General features: G+C 32.8%; 14 protein-coding genes. 1 reads left to right on the forward strand and 13 read right to left on the reverse strand.

The window, feature by feature from the left end; genetic code table 11:
* Positions 1 to 32: 32 nt before the first annotated feature.
* From ACM55I_RS13745 to ACM55I_RS13770, 6 genes are all read right to left on the reverse strand, one after another.
* Positions 33 to 2,576, reverse strand: coding sequence for a GH32 C-terminal domain-containing protein (locus ACM55I_RS13745; protein ID WP_416847423.1), 2,544 nt, complete (start codon positions 2,574 to 2,576; stop codon positions 33 to 35).
* 195 nt (positions 2,577 to 2,771) lie between these two features.
* Entirely contained in the window at positions 2,772 to 5,495 is a 2,724-nt protein-coding gene (locus ACM55I_RS13750; protein WP_416847425.1) for a substrate-binding domain-containing protein, read from the reverse strand.
* A 428-nt stretch (positions 5,496 to 5,923) separates the two neighbouring features.
* Positions 5,924 to 6,142, reverse strand: coding sequence for a carbohydrate kinase family protein (locus tag ACM55I_RS13755; RefSeq protein ID WP_416847427.1), 219 nt, complete (start codon positions 6,140 to 6,142; stop codon positions 5,924 to 5,926).
* Between the two features lie 27 nt (positions 6,143 to 6,169).
* A complete protein-coding gene (locus ACM55I_RS13760; RefSeq protein WP_416847429.1) occupies positions 6,170 to 6,304 on the reverse strand; it encodes a hypothetical protein in 135 nt (44 codons plus the stop codon).
* A gap of 469 nt (positions 6,305 to 6,773) precedes the next feature.
* Positions 6,774 to 7,859 carry an ATP-binding response regulator gene (locus tag ACM55I_RS13765; protein ID WP_416847430.1) on the reverse strand — a complete coding sequence of 362 codons (1,086 nt, stop codon included), beginning with the start codon at positions 7,857 to 7,859 and terminating at the stop codon, positions 6,774 to 6,776.
* Positions 7,846 to 9,879: a sensor histidine kinase gene (locus tag ACM55I_RS13770; protein WP_416847431.1), complete on the reverse strand. Its 2,034-nt coding sequence runs from the start codon at positions 9,877 to 9,879 to the stop codon at positions 7,846 to 7,848. Before ACM55I_RS13770 ends, ACM55I_RS13765 begins: the two co-directional genes overlap by 14 nt.
* Before the next feature lie 117 nt (positions 9,880 to 9,996).
* On the opposite strand from ACM55I_RS13770, the gene ACM55I_RS13775 reads away from it, so the two are divergent.
* The gene (locus ACM55I_RS13775; RefSeq protein ID WP_416847433.1) at positions 9,997 to 10,785 is read left to right on the forward strand and encodes a response regulator; all 789 of its coding nucleotides are present in this window, start codon (positions 9,997 to 9,999) and stop codon (positions 10,783 to 10,785) included.
* A gap of 231 nt (positions 10,786 to 11,016) precedes the next feature.
* Here the strand turns inward: ACM55I_RS13775 and ACM55I_RS13780 are convergent, their stop codons facing one another.
* The 7 genes from ACM55I_RS13780 to ACM55I_RS13810 form a co-directional block, all read right to left on the reverse strand.
* Positions 11,017 to 11,370, reverse strand: coding sequence for a DUF4406 domain-containing protein (locus tag ACM55I_RS13780; protein ID WP_416847434.1), 354 nt, complete (start codon positions 11,368 to 11,370; stop codon positions 11,017 to 11,019).
* A gap of 185 nt (positions 11,371 to 11,555) precedes the next feature.
* Positions 11,556 to 12,494, reverse strand: coding sequence for a hypothetical protein (locus ACM55I_RS13785; protein WP_416847436.1), 939 nt, complete (start codon positions 12,492 to 12,494; stop codon positions 11,556 to 11,558).
* A gap of 771 nt (positions 12,495 to 13,265) precedes the next feature.
* Positions 13,266 to 16,469, reverse strand: a complete 3,204-nt coding sequence (locus tag ACM55I_RS13790) for an ice-binding family protein (RefSeq protein WP_416847437.1) — start codon at positions 16,467 to 16,469, stop codon at positions 13,266 to 13,268.
* A gap of 27 nt (positions 16,470 to 16,496) precedes the next feature.
* Positions 16,497 to 18,920, reverse strand: a complete 2,424-nt coding sequence (locus ACM55I_RS13795; protein WP_416847438.1) for a hypothetical protein — start codon at positions 18,918 to 18,920, stop codon at positions 16,497 to 16,499.
* A gap of 29 nt (positions 18,921 to 18,949) precedes the next feature.
* Positions 18,950 to 19,747: a hypothetical protein gene (locus tag ACM55I_RS13800; protein WP_416847439.1), complete on the reverse strand. Its 798-nt coding sequence runs from the start codon at positions 19,745 to 19,747 to the stop codon at positions 18,950 to 18,952.
* Between the two features lie 75 nt (positions 19,748 to 19,822).
* Complete coding sequence (locus ACM55I_RS13805; protein ID WP_416847441.1) at positions 19,823 to 20,791, reverse strand: hypothetical protein; 969 nt, start codon at positions 20,789 to 20,791, stop codon at positions 19,823 to 19,825.
* A gap of 386 nt (positions 20,792 to 21,177) precedes the next feature.
* A complete protein-coding gene (locus tag ACM55I_RS13810; protein ID WP_416847443.1) occupies positions 21,178 to 21,402 on the reverse strand; it encodes a hypothetical protein in 225 nt (74 codons plus the stop codon).
* Positions 21,403 to 21,659: the final 257 nt, after the last annotated feature.

The following is a 21,659-nucleotide window of genomic DNA, read 5'->3' on the forward strand; positions in this document are numbered from 1 at the left end:
AATAATGAACTACTAATTTTAATTTCTCATCATTATTCTACGATTATTTTAGCATCAAATAATTCATTTTTCAATAGACCTTTAATTATATAAACACCTCTAATAGCTTTATTTCCATTATCCATAATACCATTCCAATGAATTATTTGATTATTGGCATCTAGAATTGCTTCAATTTTTTTAACTGGAAATCCTGTTATATCAAAAATATAAGCATAAACAGGAGTCGCCTCAGTTATAGCACTAAATTTAATGTTGAAATTTTCACTTGATGGATTCGGAAAAACAACTGGATGAATTATTTCATTTTTTTTTTCGATATACTTTGATGTAGATGCAGTTCCGCCTCCTTGAATATTGTATATTTTTAAATCAGTTGCTGTTGCTGAACCACCCTGTGCATATAAATCAATTAAATTATTCCCTGTGGAAGGAAAAGATCGTGTTGCAAAAGCTAATTCTTCATTAACAAAGACTTCAATTACAGATGCATCCACAAAAATGCGCCAATTTATATTTCCTGTCGGTAATACATAATTTGTAGATTGATTAGACAGCGGAACACTAGTTAAAATAGAAGATTTACTCCTATCTACAACAAAACTACTTGTTGCTAAATCATAGTAAATTAATGTTTGTTCTCCTGTTGCAGTATTTTTATTTAAAGAAAAACCAACTTTTGAAGCCGTTCCTGGATTAATAGTAGCAACGATTTCATATTGAGATCCAGTTGAATTATTTAATACATTTGAGCTATTTTGGTCAAAAACTACATTGGTAAAATTTTTAGAAGCTCCTCTAAGGCTCAATACATTTGGATGTGGAACTTGTTTTATTTTACCATTAACAAGTGTCCAAACTCTAGGTAAACTAAATACATGTGCCCAACCTTGCTCTTTTTGTTTTGCAGAAGTAACGCCATCCGGTATAATTCCTATTGCTGTTAAATTCCCATTTGCATCAGGATGAATAGAAGGCGATAATAATTGATTGATTACATCTAATCGTTCCGGAACGGGATTATCTCTAATGAATTGTGAACCATTAAAGTTTCCAGTCCAATATAATGCATTGGCATTAGGTAGCTTATTGATTAGTACAATTGATTTTGTTCCAAAATTATAATAAATAGGCATTTCCCAAAAATCCCCCGTTCCATCTACAGAAGGATTTCCCTCTAACATTGTCCCTTGAGGAGACCATTGTTTAAAATCTGAAGAAGTCGATTTATATAAATACAATGCTCCTCTTGGGGTTCCACTTCTTAAACCGGTACCAATCATCATATACCAATCTGAATTGTTTTGAAATACAAAAGGATCCCTAAAATCAGCATTGGCAGAAGAAGTTGGTGCGTTTGGTATTATAGCATTAGGATTTTTTGTCCAAGTATCATAAGGAGCGGTAGAAGTTGCAAGTCCAATTGCGGCTTTAGATTTATTTACACCGGTATAAAAAATAAAAGGCTGACCGTTACTTATTATTGCGTGTCCTGACCAAATACCCACTTCGTCAAATCCGGGTTGAGGCCACAAAATTTGCGTTTTCTCCTCCCAGCTTACTAAATCACTACTCACATAATGTCCCCAATTAATATGTTCTAAATAAGGCCCGTTCAAATTTCTTTGACTAAAAATATGGTATTTATTGTCAATGTATAGCAATCCGTGCGATTCGTTAGTCCAACCCGCAGATGGAAGTAAATGGTATTTTGGACGATGAATATCATTGGCAAACCGAACCACAGTCGGGATTTTAAGATCTGGATCTGATGGTGCAAATTTATTGTACTGAGTTAGTATTTCGGCTGCTGTTAAGTCTTTATTCCAAAGGGCTACTTGATCGATTGCTCCAGTTAAACCATTAGTGTCAAATCCAGCAAGTGTTTTAGATTTTGATTCTTTACCGATATAAATGGTGGCGCTATTATCCCATAAAAGTGTACCAACATCAAACGTAACACTTTTAATTTGAATACCATTCAAATACAACGAAGCCGTTCCGCTTGAAGCATTTATATTTAATGCAATATAACTCCACTTTTTTAGCGCTACTTCTTGATCAGATAAAATTTGAATCACATTTGTCCCAACTTTAAATTGTCCAATAACTCTTCCGTGCTGATTGATTCCTAAGGCAACGCCAGAACTGTTGGATGTGTTTACATTTGAAAAAATAGCAGCGTTTGTGTTTTCGGTAATTGGATCTAAATCTTTCCTTTGAACAGGAAAAGCGGATGGAGCAATCCAACCACACACACACACTTTTGCTGTAGGAAAAGTTACACTTGTATTTCCGGTAGCCCAACCATAAAACCCATTGACTCTTAATGAATTTCCTTCAACGCCTACAATTCGTTCAGATGAACCAGAAGGTCCATTTATATTAAAACTGGCATTCGTTTTAGTTTCTACTAGTGTTTGCCCAGAAGTTTCATTAAAATTAAATTTCAAAAGCTCGGCAGCCACATTAGGGTTTGGATTCGGATTTGGGTTCGGACTTGGACTTGGATCATTTTTGGATTTACATCCAATAAGTATAAGTCCTGACAGGATAATTGTTATGCACTTTTTCATTTTATACTATTTTTTTATAAAATTACAAGGATACTCTAATGAACTAATTAAGTATTGTTACACATGCCAAGTAATTTAAAAAAAAACTTAACTCCAATAAAACAAGGAGTTAAGAAAAAATAATACTGCAAAATCAATATAAAAAAGAGCTAAATATTGTAATATGTATAAAAATGTTACATTGTTTTAACACAATTAATTATTTCGAAAGTCTTTTGGAGGTATTCCGTACTTAGTTTTAAAAGTAGTTGAGAAATAATTAGGAGAAGCAAAACCGCAAGAATACGCAATCTCAGAGATGTTCATTGTTGTGGTCATTAATAGCTCTTTTGCTTTCTCTAATCTAAAATTATTAATATAATCTCCAACTCCTATTCCTAAAACTGCTTTTACTTTTCTATAGAGTTGCACTCGTGAAATATTTAATTTACTGGCAAGATTTTCAACAGAAAAAGAGGAGTCATCAATGTTTTTTTCTAAAATCAAATTAATCTTAATCAAAAACTCTCTTTCAATTAAGCTAAGTCCATCGTTTTCGATTTTATTTATATTTTTAGTATAGTAATAACGTAACTTTTCTCTGTTAAACAGTAATCCTTTTATAGATTGCTTTAAGACTTTTAGATTAAAAGGTTTAGTTAAAAATAAATCTGCTCCAACTTCTAATGACTTTATATAAGTATTATTATCATCCATTGCTGTTAAAATGATTACAGGAATATGGGAAGTAATCATATTCGTTTTTAAAGCTTCACAAATTTCAAAACCATTCTTCTCCGGTAAATTTAAATCACAAACGACAATATCTGGCATTAACTCCAAGACCATTTCTATTGCTTTGGTTCCGTTGCACCTGCTAACTATGTAATCTTCTTTTAATTTTGAAGCAATAAAATCCAGTAAATCAGCATTATCCTCAATAATTAAAAGAGAAGGTTTATTTTCTGTAATTAGGGATTCCGTACTAGGTGTTAATTCAGATTCCAAATACTCATATCCATTTTCACTATCTGAAAAATAAGTACTTTCATTTATAATTTTTGATTTATCGATATGGCTATCTCCTAATTTTAAATAAACAGAAAATTCGGCACCATTAATAGAACTTACTTCAATCGATCCTTCGTGCAAATCAACAAAGTTTTTAGATAAATTCAATCCAATACCTGAACCGTTTCTATAGTTATTAGAACCTTGAAAAAAGGGACTGAAAATTTGATTTATTTCCTTTTGAGGAATACCAATACCGGAATCTTTAAAATTAATTTTAACAAGCCCTTTGTCTTTTTCTTGGCTTATTTTAATTTCAATTTTACCTCCATCAGGAGTAAATTTAAAACAATTAGATAACAGATTATAGTAAACCTTATCCATTAAATTTGGATCAAAATAAACTTCTAAACCCTCATTATCCGTTTCAATTGTATAAATTATTTTTCTTTTTTTAGCCTCTCTTTTGAATTCCTTAAACATATTCACCGAAAATTTCCAAAGATTATTTTTGGATAGTTTTAGAGTGAATTTTTTATCTTCCACCATTCTAAAATCCAACAATTGATTAATCAATCGAAGTAATCTCAAAGAATTATTATACATTATGTCTAAATCTTTTTTAACAGAATTACTCTTATTTTGAAATTCATCGTGTAAAGATTCAACTGAACTTAATATTAGGGTTAAAGGGGTTTTAAATTCATGAGATATTCCGGTAAAAAAATTAATTTTAGATTCATTACTTTCTTTAAGTTTCTCTACAAATTTTTCAATTTCATTCCTTTGATGAATGATTTTTGTATTTGTTTCCTCTAATAACTTTTTTTTCTTTTTTATAGAAAATACTGAATAAATACTAAAAAGTCCTAAACAGAAAATTACTACTAGAAGAAAGCTTAGCAATTTAATTAAATTATATAATGTTAGGTATTTCTTTTCCTGTTCTTTAATTACATTCTGTTGTGTTTCAATATTAGATTGTTGTTGAGTCACTTTATCAAATTGATTGCTCATTATATCAGCATTTAAGGAGTCAATCAAAATAGTGTTAAGTATATTATTCTTAGAGACTATTTCTTTATTTACTAACTTAATTGCAAGCTTAATCGCTTCGCTACCACCTGTTGGATATAATATCGTTGCTGTTAACTTACCATCTTTAACAGCTTGTATTCCTCCGTTTGGATCATTCAATCCATCGATTCCTATAAATTTTATATTTTTTTCTCTACCTTTTCGTTTTGCTACTTCCCATGCTTGAAGTGCAATAATATCATTAAAAGCAAAGACATAATCTATTTTTGGCATACTGTCCAGGACCTTACTAAAATTATTATTTATGGATGCCAAATTTGGAGCAGTTATACTTATCTTTTTAATGTTTGGGTATTGGTCAATGATTTGTTTAAATCCTAAACTACGCTCTACGCCAGGTGAGATATCCGTCGTTGCCTTAATTTCCAGAATAGTTGCATGCGCTTTAGACATAGAAACAATATATTTTCCTGCAATATGACCTACTTCAACATTATCAGCTCCTAAAAATGAAGTATAATTTGATGTATTAACTTTTCTATCAACTATAATTACAGGTATTCCTTTTTTATTAGCTTTTTCTATTACCGGTACTATAGAATCTGATCCATAAGGTGCCACGATGATAACATCCAATTTGTTATCAATCATTTTTTCTATATCTTCAATCTGCTTTTTTGTACTGCTATTCGCATTGTAAATAGTTAGGTCAATTTCGGGATGAAGTGAAGCTTCAATCTTGATAGTATTATCCATTGATTTCCTCCAGCTATCATCCTCCGATATACTTTGTGAAAATCCAATTGAAATCCTTTTATTATTATTATTATTATTTGAATTACAGGAAAACAGTGTAATTAGTACCAATAATATATATATTCTTCTTGACATAAAATTTGAGGTATTCATAAAATTTATATTGAGTACTCTAAGAATTAAATTTCACTAAGTAAGACTTACTTTTCTTAAAAATTATTTAAAAATAATTCACGCTATAAAAGTGGTCAATAATATTGAGAAATTATTTTTAATTAGGTGATTTAATAAGCTAAATCAAAAGTTAAGCAAAAGTAATTATTTTTAGAATAAATTAAGAATATCATATTTATTTCTTTAAAATATAATTGCGAAAAACATTTATTTCTGAATTAACTAAATACTCTATTAAGAAAAAAACTCAAAAGTCAATAAATAATTATGATTAAATTTTGTATAAAAATTTCGTTTATTTAAGACATTTATCTGAAGAGGAAATTAAAAATATAATTGAGAATATTAAAAAACGGAAAAATTATCACTGCTGTGCGATATATTCCTTTTTAGCTGCTTTGTAGCCCCCAATAAGGGGCTCTTAGATTTACATCGAAAATTTTATACTTTGCCTCCCCTAAAAGTTTGTTCAAAGTGGTCCGAGTAACCTCATCCCTGCATGCTAAACTTCCAAATACAAAAACATCTGCTTCAGCAGTTACTTTTTCCATCATTTCTGTTGACGGATATAAAATATTGTAGGAAGCATTTCCCTTTTCATTAATCATTACATGAACCGCTCCCGTTTTATATTCTTATGTAATTTGAATTAAATCGGTGGTAAGCTCTTGATCGTTTAAAAAAGATAATATGTTTTTTCCATTTTCATCATCCCCAACACGACTTATCATAGTCGTTTCTACACCCATAGAATTCATTTGCATATCCATAGAAACAAATAGAACAATAGGTAAAGTTGTAATTACTGCATAAATTACTCTTTAAAAACAAATATCCAATAACCTAAAGCTGATAAGAAATAATGAATTATGACTAGGGTAAAGAAAAAACATTTTACTTTATAAATTGTTCATTGAAAACTACAAAAATTACATTCAAAACAAGGGGTTTGAATAATGAACATCTTGACAATAGAAAATTTATAATCTAATTTAATAATCTTCAAAAGTCACCACATTATGAAAAACAAAATTGCAATACTTTTTTATACAAAGCCTCTGTATACAACTAGCATACAATCAGATATTTGCTTTTATATTTTTCAAAAATTAAATATCATGAACCGATACTTTTGTGATATCCAAGATGAAAGATTCCTGCGATTGAACAAACTCAGTGAAGTATCGATCAATAAAACTACTTATTTAGTGAGGTATAAAATCCGATCGACTAGTAGTTTCAAATCTTAAAAGTTTCTAAAGGTAAAATTATTTTAATAGTTGTACCCTCATTTTCTCTTGAAACGATATTAAAATCTCCCTTTGTCCTTTTTATAATAATTTTACTTAAAAAAAGTCCTAATCCTAATCCTTGTTGTTCTCTTTCTTCCCGATTGAACTGTTGAGCGGCACCAATTTTCTTCAATTCCTCAGCACTAAAACCAATACCAAAATCTCTAATAACCAATTCATAACATTCAGTATTATACTGTTGACCCGAAATAATAATAATTTTTTTATCCGAGGAAAATTTCAATGCATTATCCATTAATTCAAAAAGTATGAATTGCAAATGCTTTTGACTTATTTTTAAATTCGCTTTGTCAATATCAAAAACGATTCTTTTTTCTTGACCTTCATAAATCTTAAAAAAAAATTCTTTTACAAGTAAAAAAACGTCTAGTACTTCAGAACTTGAATCATCACAAAATTCATTTGAATTACTTTTAAGATTTTGATACAATATTAAATTTTGCATGGTTCTGTTTAATCGTTCCCCCGATAGTTTAATCGAATTATAAAATGTCTCTATTTCATTTTTTGCTAAAAGATCTTTATATTCAATTAAAAGGTCAACAGAACCTAAAATGCCATTTAGAGGTGTATTGATTTCATGCAAAAAGTAATTTTTTTTACCGATATATAAATTAGCATAAGCATTTTTTATTTTTTCAAATCGATCTATTTTTGCTTCTATCACCCCTGTTAACTCACTTATTTTAAAAGGTTTGGATATAAAATAATCTGCACCATCCAACAGGCATTTTTTCATTAAATTATCTTCTTTCTTTGCTGTCAAGAAAACAAAAGGGATTGCAGTCAAAAATTGGTTTTCTTTAACTATTTCATGAAGCATTACACCATCCATCACTGGCATCATAATATCACATATAATTAAATCAGGACTCCAGTATTCTAAAATAGCTAATGCTTCTTGACCATTTGAAGCGGTCTTAACATCATATTCTTTATAGAGAAGAAGTTCTGTAATGGTTTCTCTTATATTTAGTTCATCATCAACTAGTAGAATTTTATTTTTGTTCATAAGGAAATTTTAATTTTATTGTTGTGCCAAAATTTTCTTTAGTTTCTAATTTTATTTTGCCATTTAACATTTTCGCAAATTGTTTTACGATAGCCAGGCCCAATCCGGAACCTATTATTGTATTCGTGTTTGAGGCTCTAAAAAAGGAAGTAAATAAATGTTGAATTTCTTTTTTAGGAATTCCAATACCATAATCAATTAGCTCTATTTCAATTTCTTTTGCTAAATAATTTATATTTAAAATAGGTTCTTTTCTATTCGTAGAATATTTAAAGGCATTATTAATAAGATTGGTCAATATATGAATCATTAAAGTCTCATCGGTAAAAAGAATTTGTCTTTTACCCTGAATTTTCAAATTGATTTTTCGACCATCATGGGTATTACTAAAATAGGTATCAATTAATATTTTTATAAATTTATTGAAGTCAATGGGCTTAATTTTTTTTTTAATTTTTTCAGATTCATATTGTCCAAAAATTAGAATATTGTCCATTAATTCGGTCATTCTATCCACTTCATTTTTTATTCTTGTAGTGATTGGTTCAATTTTAATAATTGATTTTTTTTCAAAATGACTGGTTTTAATATCGATAAGCTCCGCATTAGAGTAAATAACGGTTAGAGGCGTTCTGAGTTGATGAGAAGTCATCGATACAAATTTTGATTTCAATTCGTTAAATTTTCTTTCTTTCAAAAGAGCTGATTTTATCTCTTCATCTGCTTTTATCCTTTCACTAATATCCCTGTGCGATGTTTGGAATCCTATTATTCGGTTTTCTGCATCAATAATTACCTTAGCGGAAGTTTCTAACCATATGTAACCGCCCTCTTTTTTTAGAAATCGATACGTTATTCTTTCATTTTTTAAATTTTTTATAATCGCTAAATAGTTTTCAATCTTTTTTAAATCTTTTTTATGGATGAAATCCCAAGGGTGTTTATTAATGAGCTCTTCAGGAGTATATCCGGTAATTTCCTTACAAAAACTAGAAATATATTGAAATTTTCCGTCATCAAAATGCTGACAAATTAAATCTGTAGTGTTTTCAGTAATAAATCTAAATTTCGCCTCTGAATTTTCTATTTCTTTAATCTCATTAATATCAATATACCTTACAATAATCTTTACTAGGATTCCTTCTTTATTTTTTTGCAATAAACTGGAATATTTTACCCAAATTATGTGACCCTTTTTATGAATCAGGCTTACAGTTCCTTCATGGCTAACTGATTTTCCTTCGATAAAATTTTCTAAGTTAATTGTGAATGCTAACATATCCTCAGGAAGGATATATTTTTTCCAAAATTCTATCTCACTTGAGATTTCATCATTGGAGTAGCCTAGCATTTTTGCCCAATGATGGGAATAAATAGTTTTATTTGTTTCAAGATCATATTCACACATTGCTTGACTGGAACCAGACATATAAAAGTCCAGTTTTTCTAAAGTATTTTCTAATTTTGAAATAGTAGCCTCCTGATTAAGTCGAAATCCAATATTTTCAGCTATTGTCTGTAATGCATAAACTTCCTCATCAAGCCAGTTTCTTTCATTTTTGGAGTTATGATAACCAATAGATCCCCAAAATAAATCATTACAAAATATCGGGGTAAATAAAAATGATTTAACACCTTGTTTCTCCAAGGTATTTATTAACAATTCATTAGCATTTTCTTTAACATTCCCATACAAAGGCTCTTCTCTTAATAATGTGTGATAGAGTCCATCTAAAGCTTCATGTGCAACTCCGTTTAGATAAGGATTACCTAAATGAGATTCAATACCTTCATTACACCATTCATGGATATAGTATAGTTTTGGTATACCATTATTTGCTTTTTTTTTTAAAATATAGCACCTGTCAATATCTTGACCTTCACAAATACTGCTAATACAAAAACTTAATGCATCATCTATGTTTTGCTCTTTCAATAAATGAGTATTACCTTTCGAAATATTAAATAAAAGATTTTCCATTAATTGGCTAGTTCTTTTTAAGCTTATAATGAGTTTCATTTGAGCCAATATCATTTTAAATAAAGATATTTTATTTAAAATTTTAATGAAAATTAAGTACGTATAGTTTGAACAAAAAAAACTATAAATCAAAATAGGAATAGTTACTTTAGTCTGATGATATTTCAAAAAAAGAAAATAGTATTAATTGAAGATGATCTCGCACTCGGGAATTCAATTTTAGAATTGTTAAGATGGAGTGATTTTGATGTAAATTGGTTCGAAGATGGCCTCAAAGCACTAGTTTATCTAAATAAAAACATACCAGATATTATTATTAGTGATCTAAAGATGCCTAATATGAATGGTGAAGAATTATTCTTGAAAATTCGCAAGAATAGTAAATTCAACACCATTCCATTCATCATAATTACTGCTAATATGGATGATGATGTCAAGTTTAGACAGCTAGAAAATGGAGTTAATGATTTTATAATGAAACCTTTTAAGGTAAAAGAATTAGTTTATAAAATTAAAAACTTGATAGATCTCAAAAAAAATATTGAAAAAAAATTCATTCCTGATCCTTTTTCAAAAATCACGATACAATTATCTAGAAAAGACTTTATTTCTTCTTTAAATGAAATTCTAATAAAAAATATAAAATATAAAATGGATATGAGTCAGCTTTCGGCTGATCTTTTTATAAGTAAATCAACCTTAGATAAAAGAATTAGAAAACTTACCAATAAAAATATAACGCAATACACAAGAGAGTTTAAATTAGATTATGCAGTCAGGCTTATGCAGTTAGGAGAAAGAAATATTCAATATTTAGTGAATGAGACGGGATTTAGTTCCTTTTCCTATTTTTCAACTAGTTTTAAATCATATCTTAACATAACCCCAAGGGACTACATAAAATCCATTAATATTGAAAAAATAGATATACAAATCAAAATATAAAATTAGTGAATCAAAAAAATAAAATTATCGTACTGCGTCCTGAATTCATCATTCTTTTAAAGTCTAAAACAGAACACCTTATTTCATAATACAGAAGCATGACATACAAACTTATTTCAGTAAATCCAATACTTTTAATGCTTTATTGTTATTTGGATTTTATTAAAATATAAGTTTGATTATATTCAGAAACATAATCTGTACTAATTCCCAAATAGTACAGATTATCTTTCATACCAATTCTTCCAAACCAACATTAAGAATATCCCCATGAATGATTTTCATATCCAATTCTAAACTAATTCGCACTTCTGTATTGCTGCCTTTTTGAAGTGAAACATCAGGCATAATATAAACCCAATCACAATTGATTAATTTTTTTAATTTATTCCGAACATCATAAGTATAGGATATTTCTTTTTTCGTTATAAAAATTTCTATCGGATTTACAATCGTAAAGCCTACGTTTTCAAGTTGTTTTTGCAATTGAAAAAAATGCAATGCGCTCTTAAGACTCAATGCATAAGAAACACTACTGATAATATATATATTCTTGGGACAATCTAGATATTTATTATTTTCCATGCAATTTTACATTATAAATTTGTAATTAGTGTTCCTAAAAAACATTTCCAGTATCGCTATTATTCTGATCTCATTCCGTTTTCTAATAGAAAACCTGTTGGAATAATTTAACAAACTGATACTTTTTTTTAAAGTAAATACTGTAATTTTATTTTACAATACATTCTGTATATTGATTACTTTAATTACAACTTGGCACCACTTAATCCATACTTGTTCTCTATAAAAATTGCTATCGAATACTGCCCCATTGCTATAAATCCCTCTTTAAGATGTCTCAAAGCAAATGCTTTAGTTGTAGCGTTATCACCAAACTTTTGCATAATAACGGCAGATCTTTTCCTCAGATAATCTTCTAATTGAGATGCTGTATAATCTGTAGTACTCTGAAAATCTAGATAATTATCGATTAATGTTCGATAAAGCGGACTATTCATTAACTTAGGATCATTGGTATTGATATCATCCCAGTAGTAATCGCGCCGTATAAAATCGCGTCGTGTAGGAACATTTTTTGGATCCGAAAAATAATGCGGCTGGTTAGACACCATTTCCCCCGCCCAAGTCCCTTTATTCCTCTTTATAAAGTTTTCAAAACTGTCATAATATTTTCTCCTTTCTTGAGTAACTGCCTTGGTCACCTGCAATACGACTTTATCTTGAGTTGATGGATAAAAAGATAAGAAATTATATAAAATTCCGAGTTTAGAAACATGACACTTACTTTGTTTTTGATAATTGCTCCAGCGCCTATTTTCCTCTGATCTCATAAAACTTGGAAACTCGCTATTTAAATTCGTATCAAAGGAAATTTCTTTGTCAATGCCATTAACTATCACGTCTACAAATTGCTCCCCACAACCCTGATTGTATTGTACACGATAAACCCCTGGAGCGATAGTTCCAGGAAGCGATAAATAAAACGAGTTGTCCTTAATCGCAACCTCTGCTAAAGGTTTGAAACCTGCTGAAAAAGAGTTAAAAGTCAAACTGATTGAGCAAATATATTCTCTGAATACTCCCCGAATACGAATACTATCCTGAGCTTGAGCAAATGAAATAATAAAAGAGAAAACTAAAAGCAAAAGTATTTTTTGCTTTTTTTTTATTTTAGTTAAAAACATTATCTACATTTATTATTTAATCAATTAAGACGAGATACTATAACCATACTTTTAGTCGAACAAGCTTCAATTTTATTCGAGAAGAAAGCGTCAAACCAGACTGGCAAAAAACCAGTCTATAGTTTGCCTAACTATGGGCTTTTTTTAAATACCATATAACACCCCTATCAATTAGTATAAAGCCCATAGTTTTTTTGTGGTATTATTAATATTACATTAACTAACTAAATTGTTATGTACAGAACAAATTTACCTGAACAATTCCGTTACTGAATAGCGATAAACAACACAAAATATCGATTAGCTATGTTTTGTATTTAGTAGAATCAAAAAAAATCAAGAAAAGCAGTATTACAGTACTAATACTTAGATTTAAAAAACTTTTGAAGTTAATATTGTAGAATTTTTATGCAAAGGATTTTAATTTATAATAGAAAATTCAGCCCAACGAAAACTAATGTTAAATTAGAATAAAGACAGTACTATTTTTTATTGGTTCCTTTATTTCTTCTAAACTACTTTTCCATATTTTTTTTATATAATGGTCCAATTCGAATACCTCATCTTTCCAAATCAATACGCACTGAAGCGCAATTATACCGTAAAATAGTAAGAAGTAAATATTATCAGCTAAAAACTGATTATTAAGAGGTCCTTTAATAAAAAATAGTGGAATGATGTTCGGCGAAATCAAGAGAATATTTTTTTTGTACGTAATTAAACATAAAAAATAATTCCCTGTAAGTTCAGTTTAGTATGAAGGCTTATAATTTAACGCACTTTGATCAAAGTAAGAATTCTATTCTGCAATTTTAATTTACCTAAAGAAGTCTTCCATCTAATGTCAATGCTCTGACCTTCTAATACACTTGCTATGGCTAGCAGAGAAACATCTCCCGTATCACCTAATTTTTTTCTGGTAGAATTAACTATTAAGGCTCCATTTTGATAAATGCTGAAGCTCGTCAATGCTCCTCCTGCATCAGCTTGAGGTGTAAAAATAGAACCATTAACTACCGTTGGAGAAGCAAAACCAGTAACCGCTCCTGAATTTGTACCTATATTTCCTGTAATAGTTGAAGTTCCTCCATTATCAATTGCCCCGGATGAAGTAAATAAAGCATAGCCACTTAATTCCCCTAAATTGACTGGAGAACTGCCTAAAGGTATCTTTATTGTACTTGGACCAACTGTAATCGCTCCTGTATTACTGAATAATCTTCCCTCAAGCGTACTTCCTGAACCCACTGAAGCTGCAGCATCTTTGGCAAAAAGACTTCCTACCATTTTATTAGTGGCTGCAATTGTCATTGCTCCTGCTGATGTCGCTACCCAAAACACATTTGAAGCTTGTGCTCCACCCGTTAAAGTAACAGTTGTACCTGCCGCGGTAGTCAACGCTCCATTTATTTTAAAAATAAAGACATCACTGGCTGTTCCGTCCAAAGTAAGTGTTCCCGATATTGAACCAGCACCAGGAATAGCATAAACTCCAGCACTAATAGTTTCTCCACCTCCAAATGTAGGTGCGTGCGTAGAATTTGTTGTATGTATTGCAATGATTTCATCGTATGCCGCAGCTAAATCTGCAATCCCCCGAGCGGTAGTACCTGCAGATGAACTTATATATTGACCGTTAAACATAACCGAATAGGTTCCGGCTCCGGGATTTATACTCATCCCAGCTACCACTATGTCGGTAGTTGAAATTGTAGAAATTTCCTCACTCGCATTTAACGATCTATAACCATCAGTATTGGCTAATACAAAAGAGGTAGTCGCAATTTGATTCGTATTGGTTGCTAGAGTTGCTGTTGGTGCTTCAGGTACTCCTGATAATATTGGAGATTCTGACAAAACAACTTTAAGGCTACCTGTCGTTGCAATTTCCTCTACTGAACCTGACCCTGAAGTGGTTCTACCTAAAATAGTGTTGGGCGTTATATTCTGAATTTTGGAATAACTGACACTGCCATTTAGAATTTTATCATTATTGATTGCATTCGTACTTATCGATAAATTACCGGTATTGTCCAGGCTGGCATCTCCATGCATGGCTACTTCTTGCGCCAGATTGTTGCCATTTCCCACTAAAATCAATCCGTTTTCCAAGGTATTGATACTGTCAATATCAGATTGAAATTTTGAAGCGGCTGCACTATTGATCGCTTCGGCGGCTTTTGCTCTTGCAATTTCGGAGTCTAGATACAGTCCTAAAGTCTGATCTGCAACAATGCGATTGTTTGTCTCTGCTGTTATATTTGTTCCAATAGTCCCATCAATATAGGTTTTTACCGCCTTTACTGAGGGGTATTTCAAATCAGAATCGGGATCCATATTTAGATTCAAACTTTTATTGGACACTGCTTCTTTTAAATCTAATGCTTCAGAAGCAGCAATTGAAAGTTCCTTATTTGCATCGCTGGTATTGTCTACATCAGACAAGGAAATATCGGTCTTAGTCAACACAACAGTTCCCGTTTTTCCATTAATCGACTGAATACCTCCACCAGGAGTCAGTAATTCAACCCAATTACTCACAAGACTGGCATCTGCTTTTGATAAAATATAATTTTTATTGGCATCGGTTCGAATTGCTGTTGTTCCAATTGTACTGGGCAAAGCCAACATAGCCGCCTCTGAATTTACGACTTCAATAGCACTTACAGGCATAGCTGGAATTTGGGAAGATGGGATTTTTCCATTTGCATCTAAACTAGCTGCTCCAGAAGCTTGCCCAATTTTACTACTGTCCAACTTTAAATTCAGCGCATTTTTGGCCGCACTGGATAGCGGTTTATTGAGATCGCTGGTATTATCAACATTGGTCAAACCCACTTTAGACTTATCGATTCCGGATGCGACTTTACTATCCGTCACTGCAAAATCTGCTAACTTTGAACTCGTGATGGCATTTGCCGTTATCAGAGGTACCAAAGCCGTTCCTGACAAATCGCCCGCTAATTTTATTTTACCGGTTGCAGTAACTGTAGCGTCGGGAGTTGCGGCAAGAACCTGAGTATCAATATAATTCTTTGCAGGGGTAGAAACCGGTTTGTTTAAATCGGAAGTATTGTCTACATTATTTAAAATCAAATCTGCTTTAGTCAATAAAACGGTTCCCCTCTTTCCATTAACGGATCGCACAGGGGGAGCTGGCGTCAAGAGTTCTATCCAATTAGAAAGGACACTGGCATCCGATTGGGATAAAACATAATTCTTATTCAGATCCGTACGAATAGCCACACTGCCTACAACACTATTTAAGGCTCTCATTGCGGATTCAGAAGAAACGACACTCACCGAAGTAAAGGATATTTCGGGAATTTGATCTGATGGTATTTTACCTAATACTAGACTCGCTACACCATTTTCAGCCCCTCTGGTACTTGCATCTAATTTTAAATTTAATGCTGCTTGTGTGGCATCAGATACTGGTTTTTCGGCATCAGAACTATTATCAACATTCGACAAACCTACTTTTGATTTATTGATACCGGGAGCAATTTTTAGGTTGGTAACTGCTGCATCAAAAATCTTTTCGTTTGTAATTGCATTATTACCAATAGTGCTTATACCATTGCTATCTATTGATAGATCGCCGCTTATTGTCACAGGTACCGCCTTGGATAAAGCATTACCAATAAGCATTTTACTTTCGGCCAGTTGAGAATCAAATAAAGGCTTCCAAGAATCTTTAATCCAAACCACTATTTCTGAGCCGTTACCTACAGAACAATCCGTACACCAAAGCATTAAACCTTCAGGCGGATTGTCAATTTGATCTCTTTGGATTAGTGTCATCCGAGGAAGCAAAAAACCTTTGGTCGTACTCTCCAATTCTAAAACAGCCTTATCATTTATTGCACTTGAATTCTCACCAAATTTTTGCATTATTTGTGCAGAAACACTGTTGGCACAAAGCCATAGCAAAATAAGAAGGAGCTGTGTTTTAAAAAATGGATTAGTACGCATCTCTGTATAAATTTAGTTCTAAAAAAATTAATCTATAATATACCACGAAGTACCATTGGACTGAACCCGTATTGTTTTTGGATAATCCAAAGAGGAAATCGAGGTGCTTTCTGTAAGTTTTAATGCTGGGCTTATCGTTAATAAATTTGTAGTTTCATCTGTTTTACGAATCACATAAATTTTCCCACTAGTAGTTGAGGCTGTGGGTAATGTCAATTGAAAAGCTCCCGAATCGTTATTACATAAAATAGTATAATCGGAAATTTTAGCATTGTAGTTCGCCGTTATCGTGCTTATGGCGTTAAAAGTAGAATAGACATCAACATAGGTTTTTACCGCTTTCACAGATGGAAACATGACATCTGAAGCTTTATCTGTAAAGACATCTGTTGACTTATTAGCTGTATTTTCTTTATCAGCTGTTAGCTTAACTTCAGCAGCTGTTGCACGGTTTGTTTCTATTAAAACTTTGTCAGTTGCATCTGTTGAAGCTGCTGCTTGTGCTGCATTTGCTTTTGATGTTGCATCGGTAGCTGCTGCTGTTATTGCTGCTGCTTCTGCCGCATTTGCTTTGGATGTTGCATCAATTGCTGCTGCTGTTATTGCTGCATTTGCTTTTGTTGTTGCATCGGTTGCTGCTGCTGTTATTGCTGCATTTGCTTTTGTTGTTGCATCGGTTGAAGCTGCTACTTGCGCTGCTACTTGCGCTGCATCTGCTTTGGTTGTTGCATCAGTTGCTGCTGCTGTTATTGCTGCATTTGCTTTTGTTGTTGCATCGGTTGCTGCTGCTGTTATTGCTGCATTTGCTTTTGTTGTTGCATCGGTTGAAGCTGCTACTTGCGCTGCATCTGCTTTGATTGTTGCATCGGTTGCTGCTGCTGTTATTGCTGCATTTGCTTTTGTTGTTGCATCGGTAGCTGCTGCTGCTTGTGCCGCATTTGCTTTTGTTGTTGCATCGGTTGAAGCTGCTGTTATTGCTGCTACTTGCGCTGCATCTGCTTTGGTTGTTGCATCAGTTGCTGCTGCTGTTATTGCTGCATTTGCTTTTGTTGTTGCATCGGTAGCTGCTGCTGCTTGTGCCGCATTTGCTTTTGTTGTTGCATCGGTTGCTGCTGCTGTTATTGCTGCTACTTGCGCTGCATCTGCTTTGGTTGTTGCATCAGTTGCTGCTGCTGTTATTGCTGCATTTGCTTTTGTTGTTGCATCGGTAGCTGCTGCTGCTTGTGCCGCATTTGCTTTTGTTGTTGCATCGGTTGCTGCTGCTGTTATTGCTGCTACTTGCGCTGCATCTGCTTTGGTTGTTGCATCAGTTGCTGCTGCTGTTATTGCTGCATTTGCTTTTGTTGTTGCATCGGTTGCTGCTGCTGTTATTGCTGCATTTGCTTTTGTTGTTGCATCGGTAGCTGCTGCTGCTTGTGCCGCATTTGCTTTTGTTGTTGCATCGGTTGCTGCTGCTGCTATTGCTGCTACTTGCGCTGCATCTGCTTTAGTTGTTGCATCTGTTGAAGCTGCTGCTTGTGCTGCATTTGCTTTTGATGTTGCATCGGTAGCTGCTGCTGCTTCTGCCGCATTTGCTTTGGATGTTGCATCGGTTGCTGCTGCTACTTGTGCTGCATCTGCTTTGGTTGTTGCATCGGTTGCTGCTGCTGCTTGTGCTGCATTTGCTTTAGTTGTTGCATCGGTTGCTGCTGCTGTTATTGCTGCTGCCTGTGCTGCATTTGCTTTGGTTGTTGCATCGGTTGAAGCTGCTGTTTCAGCTGCTACTTGTGCTGCATCTGCTTTGGTTGTTGCATCGGTTGCTGCTGCTGCTTGTGCTGCATTTGCTTTAGTTGTTGCATCGGTTGCTGCTGCTGTTATTGCTGCTGCATTTGCTGCATTTGCTTTGGTTGTTGCATCGGTTGAAGCTGCTGTTATTGCTGCTACTTGTGCTGCATCTGCTTTGGTTGTTGCATCGGTTGCTGCTGCTGTTATTGCTGCTGCTTGTGCTGCATTTGCTTTAGTTGTTGCATCGGTTGCTGCTGCTGTTATTGCTGCTGCCTGTGCTGCATTTGCTTTGGTTGTTGCATCGGTTGAAGCTGCTGCTTCAGCTACTGTTGCTCTATTCACTTCGGCAACCAAAGCTGTTGTGTCTGCTTTTAAAGCCAAAGCTGCTGCATCAGCCAATGTAATCCATTTACTTCCTTTCCAAATTTGCAAACCAGCGAGAGAACCATCTGTTATAAAAATTACCAAACCTTCCGGGAGACTGGTACCCATAACTCTTTGTTGCTCACTAGTCATTCTGGGAGGCAAAAAACCTTTGGTAGTACTTTCTAATTCTAAAACTGCCTTTGGATTAATTGTAAAAGAATTAGATCCAATTTTTTGCACCACTTGCGCCGAAATATTGGGAATTGCAACTGTAAATAGTAAAAAGATTACTATAATTCTAAAAATAGTTTTATTACTCATTTGTTGTTTTTTAAATATTAAATTTTAGATTAGTTAATGATATACCAGGCTTTGCCGTCGGATTGTATCTTAAAAATCTTGGGATAATTGAGGTTAGAAACAGTTGATTTTTTTGATAATTTTATCGGTGGATTTATATATAGTTGGTTAGAAGTTTCATCTATTTTATTGATAACATATACTTTACCGGGACAGCTGCTGACCTCTGGCAAATAAATAGTAAATGATCCCATTTCCGTATCACATAAAATAGTATTGTCGCTAATGAGCAGCGTGTAATTATTTGATATGGACACTACTTCATTTGTGGATTGATTGCCGTCTAATTTTTGAATGGCTTGAATTACAGTATCCGCTGCACTTATTTTTCCCGCTCCTCTACTATATCCCGTTAGCTTTTTTGAAATAACGGCCGTGTTATCGATCCGCATCTCTCCTAAATTAGTGAGGGTAGCTTCTCCCGAAATTTGTACCTCCTTAGCAATATTACTGCTGTTTCCTACTAAAATAGATCCGGAAGTCAGGTTGTTCAATGTTGGAACACCATCTCCATTGCCACCTACTAAAACCCAATTGGGATTTAGTTTTGTTCCAATATTAACCTGAATTGCCATTACCGTACTATTAAATATAATCAAAGCATTGGCAGGGTTTTTAATTAAATCTCGTTCCTTAGAAGTCATTCTGGGGATTAATAAACCTTTCTCTGTCGAAGTAATATCCAGAACAGAAGATTCATCCGGATTTCTGGAACCAATACCCGTTTGAGCCACAACAAAACAAGATTGCAGCATAATAAACAGTACCAAATAATTATATATCTTCATGTATTTAAAAAGCATTTATACTAAATCCCTACGATTGTTCCGGACTAATACCCAATTAATTAATATTGTCAAAAATTAATTGGTATTGATTACTTTTTTTGTTAAAAAATAAGCCCCATTATCCAATTCAATTTTTGCTATGTACAGCGATTCCGGGTAATTGAAAGGTTGATCGTGTTTAAACTCTCCTTTCAGATCTTGTGCCGATATCTGTTTACCCATAAGATTATAAATAGTCAAACCCGTTATGGGCAAAGAGGACTCTAAAAATAATTGATTTGAATGGATATACGCCGTTAACTTTATATCCTCCAGCGCAGGAATCTTTGGTTTTTTTACTGTAGCACCTAATGAAAAAGCCGAATAAGCCGATAAATCAACTACTGTATTCGTACTAATAGACCCCGAAACTAAGGTGCTTGTTTCTCCCAAAATAGAGTTTTTATCTACTATTGAGGGTATTGCAACCCATGCTAAACCGTCCCAGCCTACAATAGTTAGAGCATCAAGTCTAGCGGACGTTAAATCAGAAACAGCACTAGAAGACCTCCAACTAAGGGAGATTGCTGCAGCCACTCCAACACTCTTTATATCCCAATATTCAACCGAAGACACAGAAGAAACCAAGGTGTCGAAAACGCTTCCAATTGAATTTGGCGATGTCCTGAAATAAGCAGCCTCCACTCCATTTGAAGACGAAGAAATCACTTGAATAGGCGCATAAATACCCGATTGTCCTATAGGCAAAATAAAAGCCGATTTGCTTAACGTTTGAGCATAACCATCTATAAAATGCCTTTCGTTGGCTCCCAGCCAAATTGTATCATCAGAAAAAGATAAAACACCAGACGACAATTTCGTTCTACTAGTGGCAATGGTACCTGTACCAAAATTAAAACTATTTGTACCAAAATACAATATACTATTATCACCCACAAAAATATCTTCATTATTATAAACTTGAGCCTCCAAAGTATTAAATTCACAACACATACTGAAGTACAAAAAGAGAAATAATAATTTAACTGCTCGCTTAAAGAACATAAAATGAGTATAAATAGCTAGTCATAATTTTTTTTGTATTTAATAAAAATATCTCTTGAAATATTTTGCAAAACTAGTTAAAGAATTTAACAAACAGTTACTTAATCATTTAACTACATAAAAACCGGATTAAAAAGACATTCCAGACATTTTATTCCTCTTTTTCCTATCTTAACCCAACTAATTATCGCATTAACGAACAAATAATTTGATACTATTATACCTGTAATCGCTACTTTTAAGTAAAAAAAATCATTGTTTTATGTCATTTAAAAAATAATTACAATCTTTAAAATTTTTCAAAATTATATACGTAGTAATTCATTGATTGGTTTTCAAAAAATGAAATTTTTAATTAATTTATATAAAGTGCTGATTATTAAATGTTAGACCCGCACTCCCATTTCTGATTTAATCATTACTTTTCCAACTTTTATTCTTTCTTTCTTAACATGTCCAGCCAGGCAGTAATTTGTCCCGGGCGAGATAGGTTTTACCCGTATTTTATTATCAACATTAAGTAAATACAAAGCGGGCGTAGCAAAAACATAATAATCCCGTGCGGTCTGTCCTTCCCAACCTTTCAAATTACAGCTCGTAATCCAAGTCATATCCCCTGCGGCACAACACCGGTAATCGTACAGGACGACTGTGCCATGGCACTGTTACAAAATAAAAAAATAGAAAAAACGGGATAGGATTCTCATTATTTAAAAAATATTAATAGTAAAAAGAATACATAAAAATCCGTAAGCTCCTTAAGAATCAAGGTGTTGTTTCCTATTTTATATTGGCTACTAATGAGTCAATATAAAATTATACGACTGTCCGTAGTTCATTATTTCAGCCACGAATTACACCAATTGCC

This window comes from Flavobacterium algoris (genome assembly GCF_048158525.1).
GTDB lineage: Bacteria > Bacteroidota > Bacteroidia > Flavobacteriales > Flavobacteriaceae > Flavobacterium > Flavobacterium algoris.